Raw genomic sequence first — 16441 nt, 5'->3', positions numbered from 1 at the left:
GGGCTCAGCGCTTGCCTTCGGCGTACGCCTTGGCGTGGCCGAGGGTGGCGCGGCTGTTGGTGCTGAGGGCCGTCCGCACGTACTCCCTGGCCTGCGCGACGTCCGCGTCGGGGCCGAGGATCTTCCCGATGTTCTCGGCGCGCAGCACCACCGTGTGCTGCGAGGAGGCGGCCACGCCGGTGGCGGTCTCGCGGAAGGTCCAGTACCCGGTGTGCAGGTTCATCAGCGCCGGGAGCGTGGTCTGCTTGTACGCGATCTTCTCGGTGGGCAGGCACACCCGGTACGACTTCGTGGTGTGCGTGGAGCCGTCCTTGGCGCGGGTGTCCATCTCCAGCGTCTGGAGGCCCGGGGTGTCCTCGGTGAGGCGGACGGTGGCCACGTGCGGGAGCCGCTCGGACCAGAGGCCGGCCTCGTTGATGAAGTCGTAGACGTCCTTGGCGGAGCCGGCGATCTCGACCGTGTCCTCGAAGGAGAAGGTCAGCTCCTCGGAGGCGGTGGCGAGTTCGACGTTCGTCTTCAGCGCGGCCAGCTCGGAGCGCGAGTTGCGGTCGACCGCCTCGTCGATCCAGGCGAGGCCGGCGGGGTCGTCGTCGACGGCCGTGTAGTCGTGCAGCAGCCGGATCCGGGACTCGGTCTCCGAGAGCGGCTCGATGATCCAGGTGCCTCCCATGGAGGCGACCGGCGGGGTGGAGACCTGCTGGCGGAACTCGATGCGCAGCGCCCCGGGGTCGAGGACGCGGCGCGAGGTCCAGTTCTTGGCCTCGCCGTTGGCGGTGGCCCAGATCCGGATGAGCTCCTCGTTGCCGGAGCGCTCCAGGTGGTCGACGTAGATGGTGGGCGGGAAGATCCGGGGCCAGTTCTCCACCTCGGCGATCAGCCGGTAGACGGCGGCTGCCGGGGCGGAGACGGTGATCTCGTGCTCCACCTCGCGCACCTCGCGCGGGCCGGACACAGACATGCTTGTCCCTTCTGGGTGGTAGGGGCGTACCGGCGGTGGTGCGCCGGACGGGTGCCGGGTCCGGACGGGCGTCGGGGCTGGACGGGCGTCGGGTCCGGACGGGCGCCGGGGGCCTAGAAGTTGCCGAGGCCGCCGCAGACGTTGAGCGCCTGCGCGGTGATGGAGGCGGCGGTGTCGGAGGCCAGGTAGCCGACCAGGCCGGCGACCTCCTCCGGGGTGGAGTAGCGGCCGAGCGGGATCTTGGCCTGGAACTTCTGGAGGATGGCGTCCTCGTTGGTGTCGTAGGCGGCCGCGTAGCCCTGGCGGACGCGCTGGGCCATCGGGGTCTCGACGTAGCCGGGGCAGACCGCGTTCACGGTGATCCCGGTGGGCGCCAGCTCGTTGCCCAGCGCCTTGGTGAAGCCGACCACGCCGTGCTTCGAGGCGGAGTACGGGGCACCGAGCACGACGCCCTGCTTGCCCGCGGTCGAGGCGATGTTGATGATCCGGCCGCGGTCCTTGTGGCGCATGCCGCCGGCGTTGAGCACGGCCTTGGTGAGGCGGAAGACGCTGTTGAGGTTCGTGTCGATCACGTCCTCCCACAGCTCGTCGGCGATGTCGGCGGTCACGCCGCCACCGCTCCGGCCGGCGTTGTTGACCAGCACGTCGACCGTGCCGAAGCGCTCGACCGCGGCGGCGACGAACGCGTCGACGGCCTCCTGGGAGCGCACGTCGAGGGTCTGGCCGTCGACGTCGAGGCCCTCCTCGCGGAGCTCCTTGACCGTGTTGCGGACGTTCTCGGCGTCACGGGCGCCGATGAAGACGCGGTGGCCCTGCTGGGCCAGCAGGCGGGCGGCGGCCAGGCCGATGCCGCTGGTGGCGCCGGAGACGAGGGCGACCCGCTGCTCGGTGTTCGACATGAAAGGGCTCTCCTGTGGAAGGGGGGCGGGACAGGGGCGGTCCGCCGCCGGGGCGGGGTGCGGGCCCGCCGCGGCGGCGTACCGGAAGGTGCCGGGGCGGCTCGGGTCAGGCGGCGACGGGGGCGCTCGCGGCGACCGCCGCGTTCACGGCCGCGACCAGGGCGCGCGGGGTGGGGTTGTCGGCGAGCACGTCGTCGTCGAGGGTGATGCCGTACTCGCGCTCGATGCGGCTGGCGGTCTCCAGCATGGCCAGGGACTCGTAGCCGAGCTGCTCGAACTCGGTGTCGAGGATGTCGCCGTCCAGGTCGACGCTCTCGTCGGCGCCGGCGCCCTCCAGCAGGATGCGCTTGAGGTCCTCGGTGGTGAACTCGTGCTGGGACATGCGTGTGCCTTCCTGTCTTCCGTGTGCGTGCGTGGGGGACGGTCCGGGCCGCGCGGGGCGGGGCCCGGACCGCGGTCAGCCGGCGGCCCGGACGACCAGGGCCGAGTTGAAGCCGTGGTGGCCGCGGGCGAGCACCAGCGCGGTACGCACCTCGGCGGTGCGCGCCTGGCCGGTGACCAGGTCGAGCTCGTAGGAGCCGGCCGGCTCGACGTGGGTGGTGGCGGGGATGACGCCCTCCCGGACGGCCAGCAGCGCGGTGGCGACGTCCAGCGGGGCGGCCCCCGAGTAGAGGCGGCCGGTCATCGTCTTCGGCGCGGTGACGGGGACGCCGCGCGGCCCGAAGACCGCGGTGATCGCCTCGGCCTCGATGCGGTCGAGCTCCGGCACGGCCGCGCCGTCCGCGAAGACCACGTCGACCTCGCCGGCGGTCACCCCGGCGTCGGCCAGGGCGAGTTCGATCGCCTTGCGCAGGCCCGGCTCGCGGCCGCTGCCCGGCCTGGGGTCGAAGGTCGAGCCGTACCCGGCGATCTCGCCGTAGACGCGGGCGCCGCGGGCGCGGGCGGCCTCCTCGTCCTCCAGGATCAGGATCGCGCCGCCCTCGCCCGGCACGTGCCCGTGGGCGTCCGCGTCGAAGGGCAGGTAGGCGCGGTCGGCGTCCTCGCTGGTGGAGAGCCGGTCACTGGCCAGCTGCGCCACCCAGCCCCAGGGGCAGATGGAGGCGTCGATCGAGCCGGAGACGATCAGGCGGGTGCCCTTGCGGATCTGGCGGCGCGCGTGGGCGAGGGCGTCGAGGCCGCCCGCCTGGTCGCTGACGACGACGCCCGAGGGGCCCTTCATGCCGTTGCGGATGGAGATCTGGCCGCTGTTGACCGCGTAGAACCAGGCGAAGGACTGGTACGCGGAGACGTGCTGGCTGCCCTGGCTCCACAGCTTCTGCAGCTCGCCCTGGCCGAACTCGAAGCCGCCGGAGGAGCTGGCGGTCACGACGCCCATGTCGTAGGCCGCGAGGTCCTTCGGGTCCACGCCCGCGTCGGCCAGCGCCCAGTCGGTCGCGACGAGCGCGAGCCGGGTCATCCGGTCGGTCTGCGGGATCAGCCGGCTGGGCAGGTGGTCCTCGGCGTGGAAGTCGTGGATCTCCCCGGCCAGGGTGGCCGGGTAGGAGTCGGCGGGGAAGCGGGTGATGCGGGAGATGCCGCTCTTGCCGACCCGGGTCGCCTCCCAGTAGTCCTGGTTACCCAGGCCGTTGGGGGCGGCGATGCCGATGCCGGTGACGACCGTCTTGGCGGGCCTGTCGCTCATGCGGCGCTCCTTCCGGGGCGGGCGAGCACCATGGCGCTCTGGAAGCCGCCGAACCCGCTGCCGACGGTCAGCACGGCGTCCGTCTTCCACTCGCGCGCCGTCAGCGGCACGTAGTCGAGGTCGCACTCGGGGTCGGGGGTGTGCAGGTTGGCGGTCGGGGGCACGACGTTGTGCTCCATCGCCAGCACGGAGGCGGCGATCTCGATCGAGCCGATCGCGCCGAGGGAGTGGCCCACCATCGACTTGATGGAGGAGACCGGGGTCCGGTACGCGTGGTCGCCGAGGCTCTTCTTGAACGCGGCGGTCTCGTGGCGGTCGTTCTGCTTGGTGCCCGAGCCGTGCGCGTTGATGTAGTCGATGGCCTCGGGGTTCAGCCGGGCTTCGGCCATGGCGACGTCGATCGCCTCGGACATCTCGGCGCCGTCGGGCCGCAGGCCCGTCATGTGGTACGCGTTGGAGCGGGTGGCGTAGCCGGCGATCTCCGCGTAGATGTGCGCGCCGCGCCGGCGGGCGTTCTCCAGCTCCTCCAGTACGAAGACCGCGGAGCCCTCGCCGAGCACGAAGCCGTTGCGGGTGCCGTCGAAAGGCCGCGAGGCGTGCGCCGGGTCGTCGTTGCGCGGGGTGGTCGCCTTGATCGCGTCGAAGCAGGCCAGCGTGATGGGGGAGATGGGCGCGTCGGTGGCGCCCGCGACCATCACGTCGGCCGAGCCCTCGCGGATCAGCTCGACGGCGTGCCCGACCGAGTCCAGGCCGGAGGTGCAGCCGGTGGAGACCACCGTGGAGGGGCCCTCGGCGCCCACGGCCCACGCGACCTCGGCCGCGAAGGAGCTGGGCACCAGGTAGTTGTAGAGGTGCGGCACGGCGTACGTGTGGTCCACCTGCGCCAGCCGTCCGCCGTCGCTGACCACCCGGTACTCCTCGTCCAGGCCCATGGTGGCGCCGACGGCGCTGCCGATGGTGATCCCGGTGCGGTACGGGTCGCCCGCGGCCAGGTCCAGGCCGCTGTCCGCCACCGCCTCGCGGGCGGCGACGACCGCGAGCTGCGCCGCGCGGTCCATCCGGCGGATCTCCTGTGCGCCCAGCCCGGCGGCCTCGGGGTCGAAGTCGATCTCGGCGGCGACGCGGGACCGGAACTGGGAGGGGTCGAAGAAGGTGATCCCCCGGGTAGCGGTGCGTCCCGCGCTGAGCAGGTTCCAGAAGTTCTCGGCCCCCACGCCGCCCGGCGCCAGCACGCCGATGCCCGTGATGACCACTCGGCGCCCCGTCACGAGCTGCCTCCGATCATGTCCGCGGACGCCTTCACTCGGAGGCCGTCCAGTTGTAGAAGCGCGTGGCCATGGCGTCGGCGGGCGAGCGCCAGGTCGCCGGGTCGTACGCCTGGATGAAGGGCTTGAGGTCCTCGCTGATGCCCACGAAGCGCGGGTCGGTCTTTGCGGCCTCGATGCGCTCGCCGCCGTCCTCGGAGTCGAAGTCCTGGAGGTGGAAGTACAGGCCCCGGTACGAGAAGAGCTGGCGGCGGCGGGTGCCCATGCGGTGGGGCATCTCGGTGCCGTCGAACTCGCCGAAGAGCTTGGCGACGTCGAGGCTGGACCCGGGGTCCATGCGCGCGACGATCAGCGTGCTGTGCATGTGCGTCTCTTTCCGTCAGTGGATGGGGGGTCGCCGCGGCGGGTCAGCGGGCGGGGCCGAACCAGCGCTCCAGCGCCATCGGCAGGTCGCCGTGGCTGCCGGGCGCCGCCCATGCGACGTATCCGTCGGGCCGTACGAGCACGGCGGCGGTGCCGGTCAGCGGGCTGTCCGCGGGCAGGCCGGACGGGGTCGCGGTGACCACGTCCACCCGGTCCAGCCAGGGGGCGGCCCGGCGGCGCAGCTCGGCGTTGTCCGCGAGGTCGAGCAGGACGCCGCGGCCCTGGTGCAGGGCCTTGGTGCTGGAGCCGGCGAGCCGGTCGCCGGTGAGGGCGACCTCGGGCAGGCGGCGGCCCAGCAGCGGGTGCCGGCCGCCGTCGAGCTCGTAGTGGATCTCCAGGCCGGAGACCATGGCGGCGAAGTGCTTCGCGACCTCGGGGTACCGGATCAGCTCCGTCAGCACGTCGCGCAGCGGCTGCACCTCGGGGCCCGAGAGGAACAGCAGGCCCTGGGCCTGGGTGTTCATCAGCAGCCGCTTGCCGACCGGGTGGCGCTCGGCGTGGTACGTGTCGAGCAGCGCCTCCGGTGCCCGGCCGCGGACCACGGCCCCCAGCTTCCAGCCCAGGTTCACGGCGTCCTGGATGCTGGTGTTCATGCCCTGGCCGCCGGCCGGCAGGTGGATGTGCGCGGCGTCGCCGGCCAGGAAGACCCGGCCGCGCCGGTACTCGGTGACCTGCCGGGTGGCGTCGCCGAAGGAGGACACCCAGACCGGCTCGGCGTGCGAGATGTCGTCGCCGGTCAGGCGCTGCCAGGCCGCCGCGACCTCCGCCCAGGCGGGCGGGGTCTTGCGGCGCTGCGGAGGGGTGCCCCGCTCGCACACGATCAGCCGGGTGATCCCGCCGGGCAGCGGGCCGACCATGACCATGCCGCCGGGCAGGGTCTCGCCGATCATCCGGGGCGCCAGCTCGATGCCCTTCACGTCCGCCAGGAACATCTCCAGCGTGGCGGCCGTGCCGGGGAAGTCGAAGCCCGACTGCTTGCGGATGGTGGAGCGGCCGCCGTCACAGCCGACCAGGTACTCGGCGCGCAGCGTGTGCACGCCCCCCGGTCCCCTGACCTCGACCTCGACGCAGTCCTCCTTCTCCCGGACGGAGAGGACCTCGTGGCTGCGCCGGATGTCGGCGCCGAGCTGCGTCGCCCACTCCTCCAGCACCGTCTCCGTGGCCGACTGCGGGATGGTCTTGGCGGCCTGGTGCGCGCCGTCGAGCACCCCGAAGTCGACCGGCAGGCCGCCGAAGTGGCCCTGGTTGCTGACTTCGATGTCGCCGAACCGGGAGAGCAGTCCGCGCTGGTCGAAGACCTCCATGGTGCGGGCGGTGAAGCCGAGCCCGCGGGACTCCCCGGTCCGGGCGGCGAGCTTCTCCAGGACGATGACGTCCGCGCCCGCCAGGCGCAGTTCGCCGGCGAGCATCATGCCCGCGGGTCCCGCGCCCACGACAATCACAGCGGAATCCATGTACCTCTCCTCGGTCGTCCGACACAGAACTTTCGACACAGAACTGCGGAAGCTAGCGACGAGCTTCGCCGCCGGGTAATTGCCGGAACAAGGTGCGGCCATTCAAGTCCGTGCGCAGTTTGGTGATGTGCGCGCAGGAATCGCGCAGAAAAGAGAAAACAGGTCAGGGTTCTGAGCGACTTGACACACTCAATTAGTCCGGGGTGGCAAGCGGCCCCCGATGCATAGAATTCCCGGTGTTCGCGCGTTCGCGGAGCACTAGCGAGGGGGAGAGATGGGCCAGGTACCGCTGTCCGTGGTGCAGACCCCCCTGCCGCTCCAGCGCGGCGGCGAACCCCGCCCGTCGGAGAGCTGGCGGGTGCTGGTGATCGACAGCCGGCAGCGCGACGCGCAGGCCCTGGGGGACCGGCTGCGCCGGCACGGCCACGAGGTGTGGACCTCGGGTACGGGCGGCTCGGCGCTGGAGTCGTACGGGGACGCCAGCCTCGTGCTGCTGGAGCTCGAACTCCCCGACCTCGACGGGCTGGAGGTGTGCCGGCAGATCCGCGCCGCCAGCGACGTCCCGGTGATCGTGGTGACCTCCCGCGGCAGCGAGCTGGACCGCGTGCTGGGCCTGCAGGCCGGGGCGGACGACTACCTGGTCAAGCCCTACGGCTTCCAGGAGCTGATGGCCAGGATGGACGCGGTGATGCGGCGGGTGAAGCCCCAGCCGCTGGCCCCGGAGAGCATCGAGCACGGCCGGCTGAGGATCGACGTGGCGGCCCGCGAGGTGACCCTCGACGACGAGCCGGTCGAATTGTCGCGCAAGGAATTCGACCTGCTGCACGTCCTGGCCGCACACCCCGAGGCGATCGTGCCGAGGCGGCAGTTGATGAACCGCGTCTGGGGCGGTTCCCGTTCACGCAGGACCGTCGACACCCATGTGAGCAGTCTGCGCACGAAATTGGGTTCCCGGGACTGGGTGATCACGGTCCGGGGTGTGGGTTTCCGTATAGGGAACGTCAACACCTCGTAAATTCGGGAACCATTTATCCGGCCCCGGGAACACGGCCGCCGTCGACCGTTCTTCCCCCTGCGGTCGGAACACGGCAGGACCCCGCGCGTTCGACGAGGAACGGGCCGCCGGGGCCGCGGGGCGCCGCTCAGCCCTCCCGGGTGTAGGTCAGCGGAGGCTTGTCGCTGCCGGTCAGCCGCCGCTCCAGCCGGCCGTCGGGCAGCAGGGTCAGCACGCTCCAGGGGCCGGGGCCGCAGGTGGCGGGGTCCCCCGAGGTGACGGCCGAGGCGTCCAGCTCGACCGGCGGACCGGCCGAGCGCAGGGTGGCGGTCCAGGTGCAGGTGTACGCCGGGTCGGTCTTGACCAGCGTCATCACCTGCTCGCCCACCGCCCCGGCGCGCAGCGTCAGGCGCCAGGTGCGCAGCTCGCTGGACCAGGTGCCGAGGTAGCCGGCGGGGATGCCGGCGCCGGCCGTCGGGTCCGGGGTTGCGGCCGATGGCGAGGGGCTCCCGGTACGCTGCCCGTCCGGCGTGCCGGAGGCGGTGGCCGGACGCGGGCCGGTTCCCTTGAGGTCGTCCCGGTCGTGGTCGCCGTGCCAGCCGTTCATGAAGGCGAAGACCGTGCCGCCGGCCAGCACCGCGACCACCAGTGCCACCGCGACCAGGAACGCCGAAGACCCGGGTCGGGGGCGCTCCGTGGCAACCGGCGGCGGAGGCGGACACGCCACCCCGAAGCCACCGCCCGGGCCGAAGCCACCGCCCTGCCCGTACCCCGGGCCGCCGGGTGCCCCGTATCCGGCGGGCTCCCCGGGCGCGGGCGCCGGGCCGCCCGGCTGCCCGGGACCGGCCGGCTGCCCGTACCCGCCCGGCGGGGTTCCGTACCCGCCCGGAGGACCGCCGTACGGGCCGTGCGGAGGGCCGTACCCGTACCCGTACCCGTCCGCGGCCGGCGGGGGCTGCCCCACCCGTGTCGTCGGCCCCTGGGGCGGCTCGGCGCGGGCGGGGCCGGCGTCCTCCCGTTCCAGCAGCTCCACCGCGTGCCGCCCCAGCTGGGCCACCAGCGCGGCCGGCAGCCAGGGTTCCAGCGCCCTGCCGTCGGCCACCGTGTCCCCGGCGCCCACCCGGGCCAGTACGTCGGCCGGCGTCGGCCGGGCGCCCGGATCCTTGTGCAGGCAGTCGCGGACCAGCGGCCGCAGCGCCTCCGGCACCCCGGTCAGGTCCGGCTCCGCGTCGGCGATCCGCAGCAGCAGCGCGGCCACCCCGCCCGCGCCCTCCGCCTCCCCGAACGGGAGCCGTCCGGAAGCCGCGTAGGCCAGCAGCGAGCCCAGGCAGAACACGTCGCACGCCGCCGTCACGGCCCCGCCCCGCACCTGCTCGGGGGCCATGAAGCCGGGGGAGCCCACCAGTTCGCCGGTCCGGGTGTGGCCCGGATCGCCGGCCAGCGCCCGTGCGATGCCGAAGTCGATCACCCGCGGCCCGTCCAGCGTGACCAGCACGTTCGACGGCTTGAGGTCGCGGTGGACCATCCCGGCCGCGTGGATGTCCTGGAGCGCGTACGCCAGCCCGGCGGCCAGGATCCGCACCGAGCGCTCGGGCAGCGGCCCGAACTGCCGGGCCACGACGGCGCTCAGGCTGGGCCCGGCCACGTACCCGGTCGCCAGCCAGGGCACCGGCGCCTCGGTGTCCGCGTCCAGCACGGGCGCGGTCCACTCGCCGCCCACCCGCCGCGCGGCGGCCACCTCCTGGCGGAACCGGGCGCGGAACTCGGCGCGTTCGGCGAGCTCGGGCCGCACCAGCTTGACCGCCACCGTACGGCCGCGCTCCGACCGGGCGAGGTAGACCTGGCCCATTCCGCCCGCGCCCAGCCGCGCCAACAGGCGGTAGCCGCCGATCCGTTGCGGATCCCCGAATGCCAGCTGCTCCATGGCCGCGCGGCCCCTTCCCCCAGGACCCGGCCGGCCGGGTCCTCGTTCCGACCGGGCCCGTCCCGCCGTCGCGTCTTCCGCGGTCGTCCCTCTCCGCCTCACGAGACGCCGCGGCCCTGGGGTTCAGTTTCAGCCCTGGGCGCCCTCTTCGGCACCCGTTCTGAGCGTCTCCATCGCGCGGGCCAGCCGTTCCAGCACCCGTGCGGTCTCCGCGAAGCCCTCGGGCCCCAGCTCGGCGGCGAGCCGGTGGGCGAGGTCCGCGTGCCCGGGACCGATACGGGCCACCGCGGCCCGGCCCTCCTCGGTGGGCCGGACCAGCTTGGCCCGCCGGTGGGCCGGGTTGGCCGCGTACTCGGCCAGCCCCTGCGCCACCAGCAGGTCCGCCACCCGCTGCACGCTCTGCCGGGTGATCCCCATGGCCCGGGCGATCCCCGCCACCGGCAGCGGCTCGCGCAGCACCGCGCCGAGCACCTGCCAGCGGGCGGCGGTCAGCCCGGCCGGGCCGGCCAGCTCCTCGGACACCGCGAGGAACTGGCCGTTGAGCCGGAACACCCCGAGCGCGGTGCGGCTCAGCAGGTCCTGCTCGGCCCGGACACCCGCCGCGTGCTCCTCAGGCATCCCCGCGCTCCGCTGCCGCCGCCAGCACCCCGTACGCCTCGAGGTCCGAGTCGTGGAACAGCCGGTACCACGCGTCGAGCACCTCGCCCCGGTACACGTCCAGCCGGGCGAACACCTCGCGGGCGAAGGCCACCGGCTCCGTCGGCCCCGCGGTGATCAGGTCGCCGCCGGTGACCGCGTCGGCCTCGACGTACCGCTCGCCGCCCGCGTACCCCGTGGCGGCCAGGTAGAAGGACGCGGCGCTGGTGTGCGGCCGGTCGTCCAGCAGCCCCTCCCGGGCGAGCCCTGCCGTCGCCCCGCAGATGGCGGCCACCGGCACGCCCGCGTCCAGGAAGCGCCGGGCCGCGGCGGCGAAGGGGGCGAGCGCGTCGCCCTCGTCCCAGAGTCCGGCGCCGGTCAGGATCAGCAGCGAGGAGTCCTCGGGCCGCAGCTCGTCCAGCGACAGGTCGGCCTGGATCCGGACCCCGCCCATGGTGGTGACGGGCTTGCCCGCGTCCAGGGCCACGGTGCGGACCTCGTACCCGCGCTGGGTGAGGTGGGCGGTGGTGTGGCCGGTCTCCCAGTCCGCGTACGTGTCGTACACGGCGAGGTGGACGGGCTTGCGGCGGGTCGTGCTCCGGTCGGTCGCGCTCATGGTCGCCTCCTGGATCGGCTGCCGTTCTCTGATGACAGAAGACTGTCATAACGACAGCATGCTGTCAACGAAATCCGTTGCGGCAGACACACTGCCGAGGCGCCCCCCTCCGGGGCTTACAGGACGCCGATACCGGGTCCCACCAGCGGACTCGTAGCGTGCCCGGTATGACCCCTCAGCCCGATCCGCAGGCGGGAGCCGCCGTCAAGGCCGCCGACCGCGCGCACGTGTTCCACTCCTGGTCCGCCCAGGCCCTGATCGACCCGCTCGCCGTCGCGGGTGCCGAGGGGTCCTACTTCTGGGACTACGACGGGAACCGCTACCTCGACTTCTCCTCCCAGCTGGTCAACACCAACATCGGCCACCAGCACCCGAAGGTCGTCGCGGCCATCCAGGAGCAGGCCGCGAAGATGTGCACCCTCGCGCCCGGCTTCGCCGTCGAGTCCCGCTCCGAGGCCGCACGCCTCATCGCCGAGCGGACCCCCGGCGACCTGGACAAGATCTTCTTCACCAACGGCGGCGCCGAGGCCGTCGAGAACGCCGTCCGGATGGCCCGGCTGCACACCGGCCGCCAGAAGGTGCTGAGCACCTACCGCTCGTACCACGGCGCCACCGCGGCGGCGATCAACCTGACCGGCGACCCGCGCCGCTGGCCCTCCGACACGGCGTCCTCGGGCGTCGTGCACTTCTGGGGGCCGTTCCTCTACCGCTCGCCGTTCCACGCGGAGACCGAGGAGCAGGAGTGCGAGCGGGCGCTGCGCCACCTCGAGGACACCATCGCCTTCGAGGGCCCGGCCACCATCGCCGCGATCATCCTGGAGACCGTCCCGGGCACCGCCGGGATCATGGTCCCGCCGGCCGGCTACCTCGCGGGCGTCCGCGAGATCTGCGACCGCTACGGGATCGTCTTCGTCCTGGACGAGGTCATGGCCGGCTTCGGCCGCACCGGCAAGTGGTTCGCCGCCGAGCACTTCGGCGTCGTCCCGGACCTGCTGACCTTCGCCAAGGGCGTCAACTCCGGCTACGTCCCGCTCGGCGGCGTCGCGATCTCCCCGGAGATCGCCGAGACCTTCGCCACCCGCCCGTACCCCGGCGGCCTGACGTACAGCGGCCACCCGCTGGCCTGCGCCGCGGCCGTGGCGACGATCAACACCATGGAGGAGGAGGGCATCGTCGAGCACGCCGCCCACCTCTCCGAGAACGTCATCGGCCCCGAACTCGCCGCGATCGCCGAGCGCCACCCGTCGGTGGGCGAGGTGCGCGGCCTCGGCACCTTCTGGGCCGTGGAGCTCGTCAAGGACAGGACCACCCGCGAGCCACTGGTCCCGTACAACGCGGGCGGCGCCGACAACGCGCCCATGGCCGAGTTCGCCGCGGCGTGCAAGAAGTCCGGCCTGTGGCCCTTCGTGAACATGAACCGGACCCACGTCGTCCCCGCCTGCAACATCGGCGAGGCGGAGGCCAAGGAGGGCCTCGCCCTGCTCGACGAGGCACTGACGGTGGCCGACCGGCACACCACCTCGGGCTGAATGTCCTTATTCTCACGAAAATCGACCGGCCCGACGCTCCGCTGCCTGGCCTAAGGTGTCCGAAGCCCTACAAAGGAGACGGACCCCATGGCCGGCAGCGGAGCTGTCACCCGCAACACACTTCGCCAGCAGATCGCGGACGCGCTGCGCGACGAGGTGCTCGCGGGACGCCTGCCACCCGGCACCGAGTTCACGGTCAAGCAGATCGCCGAGCAGTACGAGGTCTCCGCGACCCCGGTGCGCGAGGCCCTGGTCGACCTCTCGGCACAGGGACTGCTCGAATCCGTGCAGCACCGCGGCTTCCGGGTGCGCATCTTCACCGTGGACGACTTCCGCGGCATGGTCGAGGCCCGCGCCCTGGTCGTCGACGGCATCTTCCGCAGGCTCTGCGAGCGGGGCTCGGGACCCGGCGCGGGCGAGGCGCTGGTCTCGGTGCGCCGCCGGGCCGACGAGGCCCGCCGCGCCGCCCTCAGCGGCTCCCTGGAAGTGCTCATCGGCTACGACCTGCGCTTCTGGCGGGAGCTGAGCGGGCTGATCGGCAACGCCTACATCTCCGACTTCCTGCACCGCATCCGCGTCCAGTGCTGGGTCTTCGCCGTCCCGCACCTGCTGCGCGACCCCAAGCTCCGGGAAGCCCTCTGGTGCCGGCACGGCGAACTCGTCGACGCGGTCACCCGCGGCGACGCCGAGGGCACGCGCGCCCTGGTGCGCGACTACAACGAGCAGGGCCTGGCCTGGGCCGAGGGCCTCGAAACGGCGGCGGGCGCGTGAGCGCCACCACCGGCCCCGCCGGTCTCGACCGCGACGGCGACCGCGAGGCGCTCTGGCTGGGCACCGTGGAACTCAGCGTCGTCGTACCCGCGTACGACGAGGAGTGCCGCATCGGCCCCACGCTGGACGCCGTACGCGCCCACCTCGACGCGCACGTCGGCACGGCACCCGGCGCCTGGGAGCTGATCGTCGCCGACGACGGCTCCACCGACCGCACCGCCGAGATCGTGCTCGCCGCCGCGGCCGACGAGCCCCGCATCCGCCTGGTGAGCTGCGACCGCAACCGAGGCAAGGGCAACGCCCTGCGCCAGGGCGTCCTCGCCTCCAACGGCCGCCGCGTCCTGCTCACCGACGCCGACCTGGCCACCCCCATCGAGGAACTCGGCCGGCTGGAGAAGGCGTACGCGGACGAGGGCGCCGAGGCCGCGATCGGCTCGCGCGCCCACCCCGACTCCCGCATCGAACACCACCAGAACCGGCTCCGCGAGCTGCTCGGCCGCGCCGGGAACCGGCTGATCCGCGCCGTGGCCGTGCCCGGCATCCGCGACACCCAGTGCGGCTTCAAGCTGCTGGACGGCGACCGGGCGCGGGCCGCCTTCGGCGCCTCCCGGCTCGACGGCTGGGGCATAGACGTCGAGATCCTGCAGTTCTTCCGCCGCCAGGGCTGGCCCGTCACGGAGGTCCCGGTGCGCTGGTCGCACCGCGAGGGCTCCAAGGTGAAGCCGGCCGACTACGTGAAGGTGCTCGGCGAACTGGCCCGGCTGAAGGCCGGCGCGCTGGCCGTCGCCGGCCTCTACCTGCTCGGCTCCCTGCTGCTCTACAAGGGCCTGTGGGCCGACCTGGGCACGAGCTACCTCGCGGACGCCGGCCAGGACCAGAACCAGTGGGAATGGTTCTTCGCGGTCACCGCGGACAACGTCTCCCACCTGCGCAACCCGCTCTTCACCGACCTCCAGGGCATGCCCGACGGCGTCAACCTGATGGCGAACACGGTGATGCTCGGCCTGTCCGTGCCGCTCACGCCCGTCACGCTGGCCCTGGGGCCCGCCGTCACCTGGGCTCTGGTGCTGACCCTCGGCCTGACCGGCACCGCGCTGGCCTGGTACTGGCTGCTGCGCCGCTGGCTGGTGGAGAGCCGCTGGGCCGCCGCCGTGGGCGGCGCGCTGGCCGCCTTCGCGCCGCCGATGATCTCGCACGCCAACGCCCACCCGAACTTCTGCGTGCTGTTCATGATCCCGGTGATCATCGACCGCGCGCTGCGGCTGTGCACCGGGCGGAACGTGGTGCGGGACGGGGTGCTGCTCGGGCTGTTCTCGGCGTACCAGGTGTTCCTCGGGGAGGAACCGTTCCTCCTGGCGGCCGTGGGCATGCTGCTCTTCGCCCTCTCGTACGCGCTGGCCCACCGCGAGCGGGCCCGGGCGGCCTGGCGGCCGCTGCTGAAGGGGCTCGGCATCGGGGCGCTGGTCGCGGTGCCGCTGGTGGCCGTCCCGCTCTACTGGCAGTTCTTCGGCCCGCAGAGCTACACCTCGGTGCTGCACGGGGACGCCGCGGGCAACAGCCCCCGTGCCTTCGTCGAATACGCGCAGCGCTCCCTGTTCGGCGACGAGGCCACGGCCGACAAGCTGGCCCTGAACCGCACCGAGCAGAACGCCTTCTACGGCTGGCCGCTGATCGCCCTCTGCGCGGGCGTGGCGGTCTGGCAGTGGCGCCGCCCGGCGGTGAAGGCCCTCGTCGCCACCGCCGTGGTCGCGGGCTGGCTCTCGCTGGGCCAGCGGATCCGCGTACCGGGCACCGACATCGTCGTACCCGGCCCCTGGCGCGCGCTGGCCCACCAGCCGCTCTTCGAGTCCGTGATCGAGGGGCGCGTGGGCATGGTGTGCGCCCCGCCGCTCGCGGTCCTGGTCGCGCTGGCCCTGGACCGGATCCGGACGTTCCCGGTGCCGAAGCAGCGGGTGCTGGCGTTCATGGCGGTGGGTGCGGCGCTGCTGCCGATCGTGCCGACGCCGTTCCCCGTGCGGGACCGTGCCGAGGTGCCGGTGTTCATCAGCGGCGGTGCCTGGCAGCGGTACCTGCCCGAGGGCCGGACGCTGGTGCCCGTCCCGGTGCCGGACCCGGCCGCGGCCGACGCCCTGCACTGGCAGGTGGAGGCCGGCCTCGGCTTCCGGATGCCCGGCGGGTACTTCAACGGGCCCTGGGGCCCGGAGCGGATGGGCATCTACGGCGCCACCCCGCGCTGGACCTCCAACCTGCTCTCCGACATCCGGTACGGCAAGGAGCCGCCGGAGATCGACCAGGGCTGGAAGGACCAGGCCCGCCGGGACCTGCGCTGGTGGAAGGCCGGCCTGCTGGTGCTGCCCGTCGAGCAGGAGCGGGCGGGCGTGCTGCGGGAGACGGTCGCGAAGATGCTGGGCAGGCAGCCGGAGCGGGTGCAGGACGTCTGGATCTGGCGCGGTCCGTTCAGGTGACCGCACCGGTCTGCGCAGGGCCCTTCGCGCAGGGTGCCGGGCGGACTACGCTGTGGCGACCGGAGGACAACGATGGGAGCCCGTGTGGCCTGTGACCTGTGGCTGGTCCCCCTTGTCGACGTGCTGTGCCACAGCCCCGACAACCCCTTCGCGGAGGAGATCTCCGCGTACGACCGGGCGCTCGGCGAGGCCGGGCTGCCGTCCGTACCCGTCTTCGCCTACATGCCGGGCCTCTCCGGCGACGTCGCCCCGGTCGCGGGCTTCGACTACGACGCCCTGCACTTCCTGCGCCGGGCCTACCTGCTGCACATCTGCGGGCTGCCGGTGACGCCGGTGGACGAGCTGGGCGGCGACTACGAGCAGCTGCTGGAGATGTTCGAGTCCACGGCGCAGCAGTCCCACCTGGTCTGGCACTACGACCACGCGGGCGCGTACGTGCCGGTGGACTTCCCGGTGCCGCTGGCCAACGAGGAGCTGCTGGGCGGGGGCGGCCCGCTGGGCTCCGCGCAGGGACTGCTGCGGGAGCTGCAGTTCGTTGCGCCGGTCATCGGCATCGATCCGGCCAACCCTCCGGCCCCGCCGGCCCCGCCCGGCCGCCCGACGTCCCTGGAAGAGCCCGCGGGCCCGATCCCGTACGACGAGAGCCCCTTCGCCCGTGAGCGGCACGTGTGGCTCGGCCTGCACGCCGCCGCCACCCGAAGCCTGGGCCAAGGCTCCATGATCATCTTCAGCTGACGACCCCTGGCACGGGCCCACCGCGCAGTGCCGGTCGCGGCGCGCGCCACTGTGCCGGGTGCCGGTCCCGTGCCGGGTGCGGGTCCCGTGC

At 73.2% G+C, this 16441-nt stretch carries 15 protein-coding genes; 5 read left to right on the top strand and 10 right to left on the bottom strand.

All coding sequences use genetic code 11. The annotated features are described in order from the left end of the window. Positions 1 to 4 precede the first annotated feature (4 nt). The 7 genes from ACIQUQ_RS09720 to ACIQUQ_RS09690 all read right to left on the bottom strand — a co-directional run bounded on the left by ACIQUQ_RS09720 (position 5) and on the right by ACIQUQ_RS09690 (position 6680). Positions 5 to 958 carry an aromatase/cyclase gene (locus ACIQUQ_RS09720; protein WP_403973265.1) on the bottom strand — a complete coding sequence of 318 codons (954 nt, stop codon included), beginning with the start codon at positions 956 to 958 and terminating at the stop codon, positions 5 to 7. Positions 959 to 1071: 113 nt separating this feature from the next. Next, complete coding sequence (fabG, locus tag ACIQUQ_RS09715) at positions 1072 to 1857, bottom strand: 3-oxoacyl-ACP reductase FabG (protein WP_403973263.1); 786 nt, start codon at positions 1855 to 1857, stop codon at positions 1072 to 1074. A gap of 106 nt (positions 1858 to 1963) precedes the next feature. Continuing rightward, entirely contained in the window at positions 1964 to 2239 is a 276-nt protein-coding gene (locus ACIQUQ_RS09710; protein WP_403664373.1) for an acyl carrier protein, read from the bottom strand. A gap of 75 nt (positions 2240 to 2314) precedes the next feature. Then, on the bottom strand, positions 2315 to 3538 hold the full coding sequence (locus tag ACIQUQ_RS09705; protein WP_403973261.1) for a ketosynthase chain-length factor: 1224 nt from the start codon (positions 3536 to 3538) through the stop codon (positions 2315 to 2317). After that, the gene (locus tag ACIQUQ_RS09700; RefSeq protein ID WP_403973259.1) at positions 3535 to 4806 is read right to left on the bottom strand and encodes a beta-ketoacyl-[acyl-carrier-protein] synthase family protein; all 1272 of its coding nucleotides are present in this window, start codon (positions 4804 to 4806) and stop codon (positions 3535 to 3537) included. Before ACIQUQ_RS09700 ends, ACIQUQ_RS09705 begins: the two co-directional genes overlap by 4 nt. A 31-nt stretch (positions 4807 to 4837) precedes the next feature. Then, a complete protein-coding gene (locus ACIQUQ_RS09695) occupies positions 4838 to 5167 on the bottom strand; it encodes a TcmI family type II polyketide cyclase (RefSeq protein WP_399947066.1) in 330 nt (109 codons plus the stop codon). Positions 5168 to 5210: 43 nt separating this feature from the next. Beyond that, positions 5211 to 6680 carry an FAD-dependent monooxygenase gene (locus ACIQUQ_RS09690; RefSeq protein WP_403973256.1) on the bottom strand — a complete coding sequence of 490 codons (1470 nt, stop codon included), beginning with the start codon at positions 6678 to 6680 and terminating at the stop codon, positions 5211 to 5213. Between the two features lie 274 nt (positions 6681 to 6954). Here ACIQUQ_RS09690 and ACIQUQ_RS09685 point away from each other — a divergent pair, with 274 nt between their 5' ends. After that, entirely contained in the window at positions 6955 to 7695 is a 741-nt protein-coding gene (locus tag ACIQUQ_RS09685) for a response regulator transcription factor (protein ID WP_403973254.1), read from the top strand. 127 nt (positions 7696 to 7822) lie between these two features. Here ACIQUQ_RS09685 and ACIQUQ_RS09680 read toward each other — a convergent pair whose 3' ends face one another. The 3 genes from ACIQUQ_RS09680 to ACIQUQ_RS09670 form a co-directional block, all read right to left on the bottom strand. Continuing rightward, on the bottom strand, positions 7823 to 9598 hold the full coding sequence (locus ACIQUQ_RS09680; RefSeq protein WP_403973251.1) for a serine/threonine-protein kinase: 1776 nt from the start codon (positions 9596 to 9598) through the stop codon (positions 7823 to 7825). Positions 9599 to 9727: 129 nt separating this feature from the next. Continuing rightward, a complete protein-coding gene (locus tag ACIQUQ_RS09675) occupies positions 9728 to 10216 on the bottom strand; it encodes a MarR family winged helix-turn-helix transcriptional regulator (RefSeq protein ID WP_403973249.1) in 489 nt (162 codons plus the stop codon). Next, positions 10209 to 10850: a DJ-1/PfpI family protein gene (locus ACIQUQ_RS09670; protein WP_403973246.1), complete on the bottom strand. Its 642-nt coding sequence runs from the start codon at positions 10848 to 10850 to the stop codon at positions 10209 to 10211. Before ACIQUQ_RS09670 ends, ACIQUQ_RS09675 begins: the two co-directional genes overlap by 8 nt. A gap of 167 nt (positions 10851 to 11017) precedes the next feature. On the opposite strand from ACIQUQ_RS09670, the gene ACIQUQ_RS09665 reads away from it, so the two are divergent. From ACIQUQ_RS09665 to ACIQUQ_RS09650, 4 genes are all read left to right on the top strand, one after another. Further along, positions 11018 to 12379 carry an aspartate aminotransferase family protein gene (locus ACIQUQ_RS09665; RefSeq protein ID WP_403973244.1) on the top strand — a complete coding sequence of 454 codons (1362 nt, stop codon included), beginning with the start codon at positions 11018 to 11020 and terminating at the stop codon, positions 12377 to 12379. Positions 12380 to 12466: 87 nt separating this feature from the next. Then, the gene (locus ACIQUQ_RS09660; RefSeq protein WP_403973241.1) at positions 12467 to 13150 is read left to right on the top strand and encodes a GntR family transcriptional regulator; all 684 of its coding nucleotides are present in this window, start codon (positions 12467 to 12469) and stop codon (positions 13148 to 13150) included. A gap of 56 nt (positions 13151 to 13206) precedes the next feature. Further along, the gene (locus tag ACIQUQ_RS09655; protein WP_403973834.1) at positions 13207 to 15615 is read left to right on the top strand and encodes a dolichyl-phosphate beta-glucosyltransferase; all 2409 of its coding nucleotides are present in this window, start codon (positions 13207 to 13209) and stop codon (positions 15613 to 15615) included. An 84-nt stretch (positions 15616 to 15699) separates the two neighbouring features. Continuing rightward, positions 15700 to 16350, top strand: coding sequence for a hypothetical protein (locus tag ACIQUQ_RS09650; RefSeq protein WP_399947268.1), 651 nt, complete (start codon positions 15700 to 15702; stop codon positions 16348 to 16350). The last annotated feature ends 91 nt before the right edge of the window (positions 16351 to 16441 follow it).

It is taken from the genome of Streptomyces sp. NPDC101118, from assembly GCF_044759445.1.
Lineage (GTDB): Bacteria > Actinomycetota > Actinomycetes > Streptomycetales > Streptomycetaceae > Streptomyces.
The sequence above is the reverse complement of the archived record's forward strand: the minus strand, read 5'-3'. Positions and strand labels throughout refer to the sequence as shown.

Bases quoted from the DNA above. Each gene is read 5' to 3' on its own strand.
- ACIQUQ_RS09680 (WP_403973251.1), bottom strand. From the start codon at position 9,598: ATGGAGCAGCTGGCATTCGGGGATCCGCAACGGATCGGCGGCTACCGC.
- ACIQUQ_RS09705 (WP_403973261.1), bottom strand. From the start codon at position 3,538: ATGAGCGACAGGCCCGCCAAGACGGTCGTCACCGGCATCGGCATCGCC.
- ACIQUQ_RS09690 (WP_403973256.1), bottom strand. From the start codon at position 6,680: ATGGATTCCGCTGTGATTGTCGTGGGCGCGGGACCCGCGGGCATGATG.
- ACIQUQ_RS09695 (WP_399947066.1), bottom strand. From the start codon at position 5,167: ATGCACAGCACGCTGATCGTCGCGCGCATGGACCCCGGGTCCAGCCTC.
- ACIQUQ_RS09720 (WP_403973265.1), bottom strand. From the start codon at position 958: ATGTCTGTGTCCGGCCCGCGCGAGGTGCGCGAGGTGGAGCACGAGATC.
- ACIQUQ_RS09660 (WP_403973241.1), top strand. From the start codon at position 12,467: ATGGCCGGCAGCGGAGCTGTCACCCGCAACACACTTCGCCAGCAGATC.
- ACIQUQ_RS09710 (WP_403664373.1), bottom strand. From the start codon at position 2,239: ATGTCCCAGCACGAGTTCACCACCGAGGACCTCAAGCGCATCCTGCTG.
- fabG (WP_403973263.1), bottom strand. From the start codon at position 1,857: ATGTCGAACACCGAGCAGCGGGTCGCCCTCGTCTCCGGCGCCACCAGC.
- ACIQUQ_RS09670 (WP_403973246.1), bottom strand. From the start codon at position 10,850: ATGAGCGCGACCGACCGGAGCACGACCCGCCGCAAGCCCGTCCACCTC.
- ACIQUQ_RS09675 (WP_403973249.1), bottom strand. From the start codon at position 10,216: ATGCCTGAGGAGCACGCGGCGGGTGTCCGGGCCGAGCAGGACCTGCTG.
- ACIQUQ_RS09665 (WP_403973244.1), top strand. From the start codon at position 11,018: ATGACCCCTCAGCCCGATCCGCAGGCGGGAGCCGCCGTCAAGGCCGCC.
- ACIQUQ_RS09685 (WP_403973254.1), top strand. From the start codon at position 6,955: ATGGGCCAGGTACCGCTGTCCGTGGTGCAGACCCCCCTGCCGCTCCAG.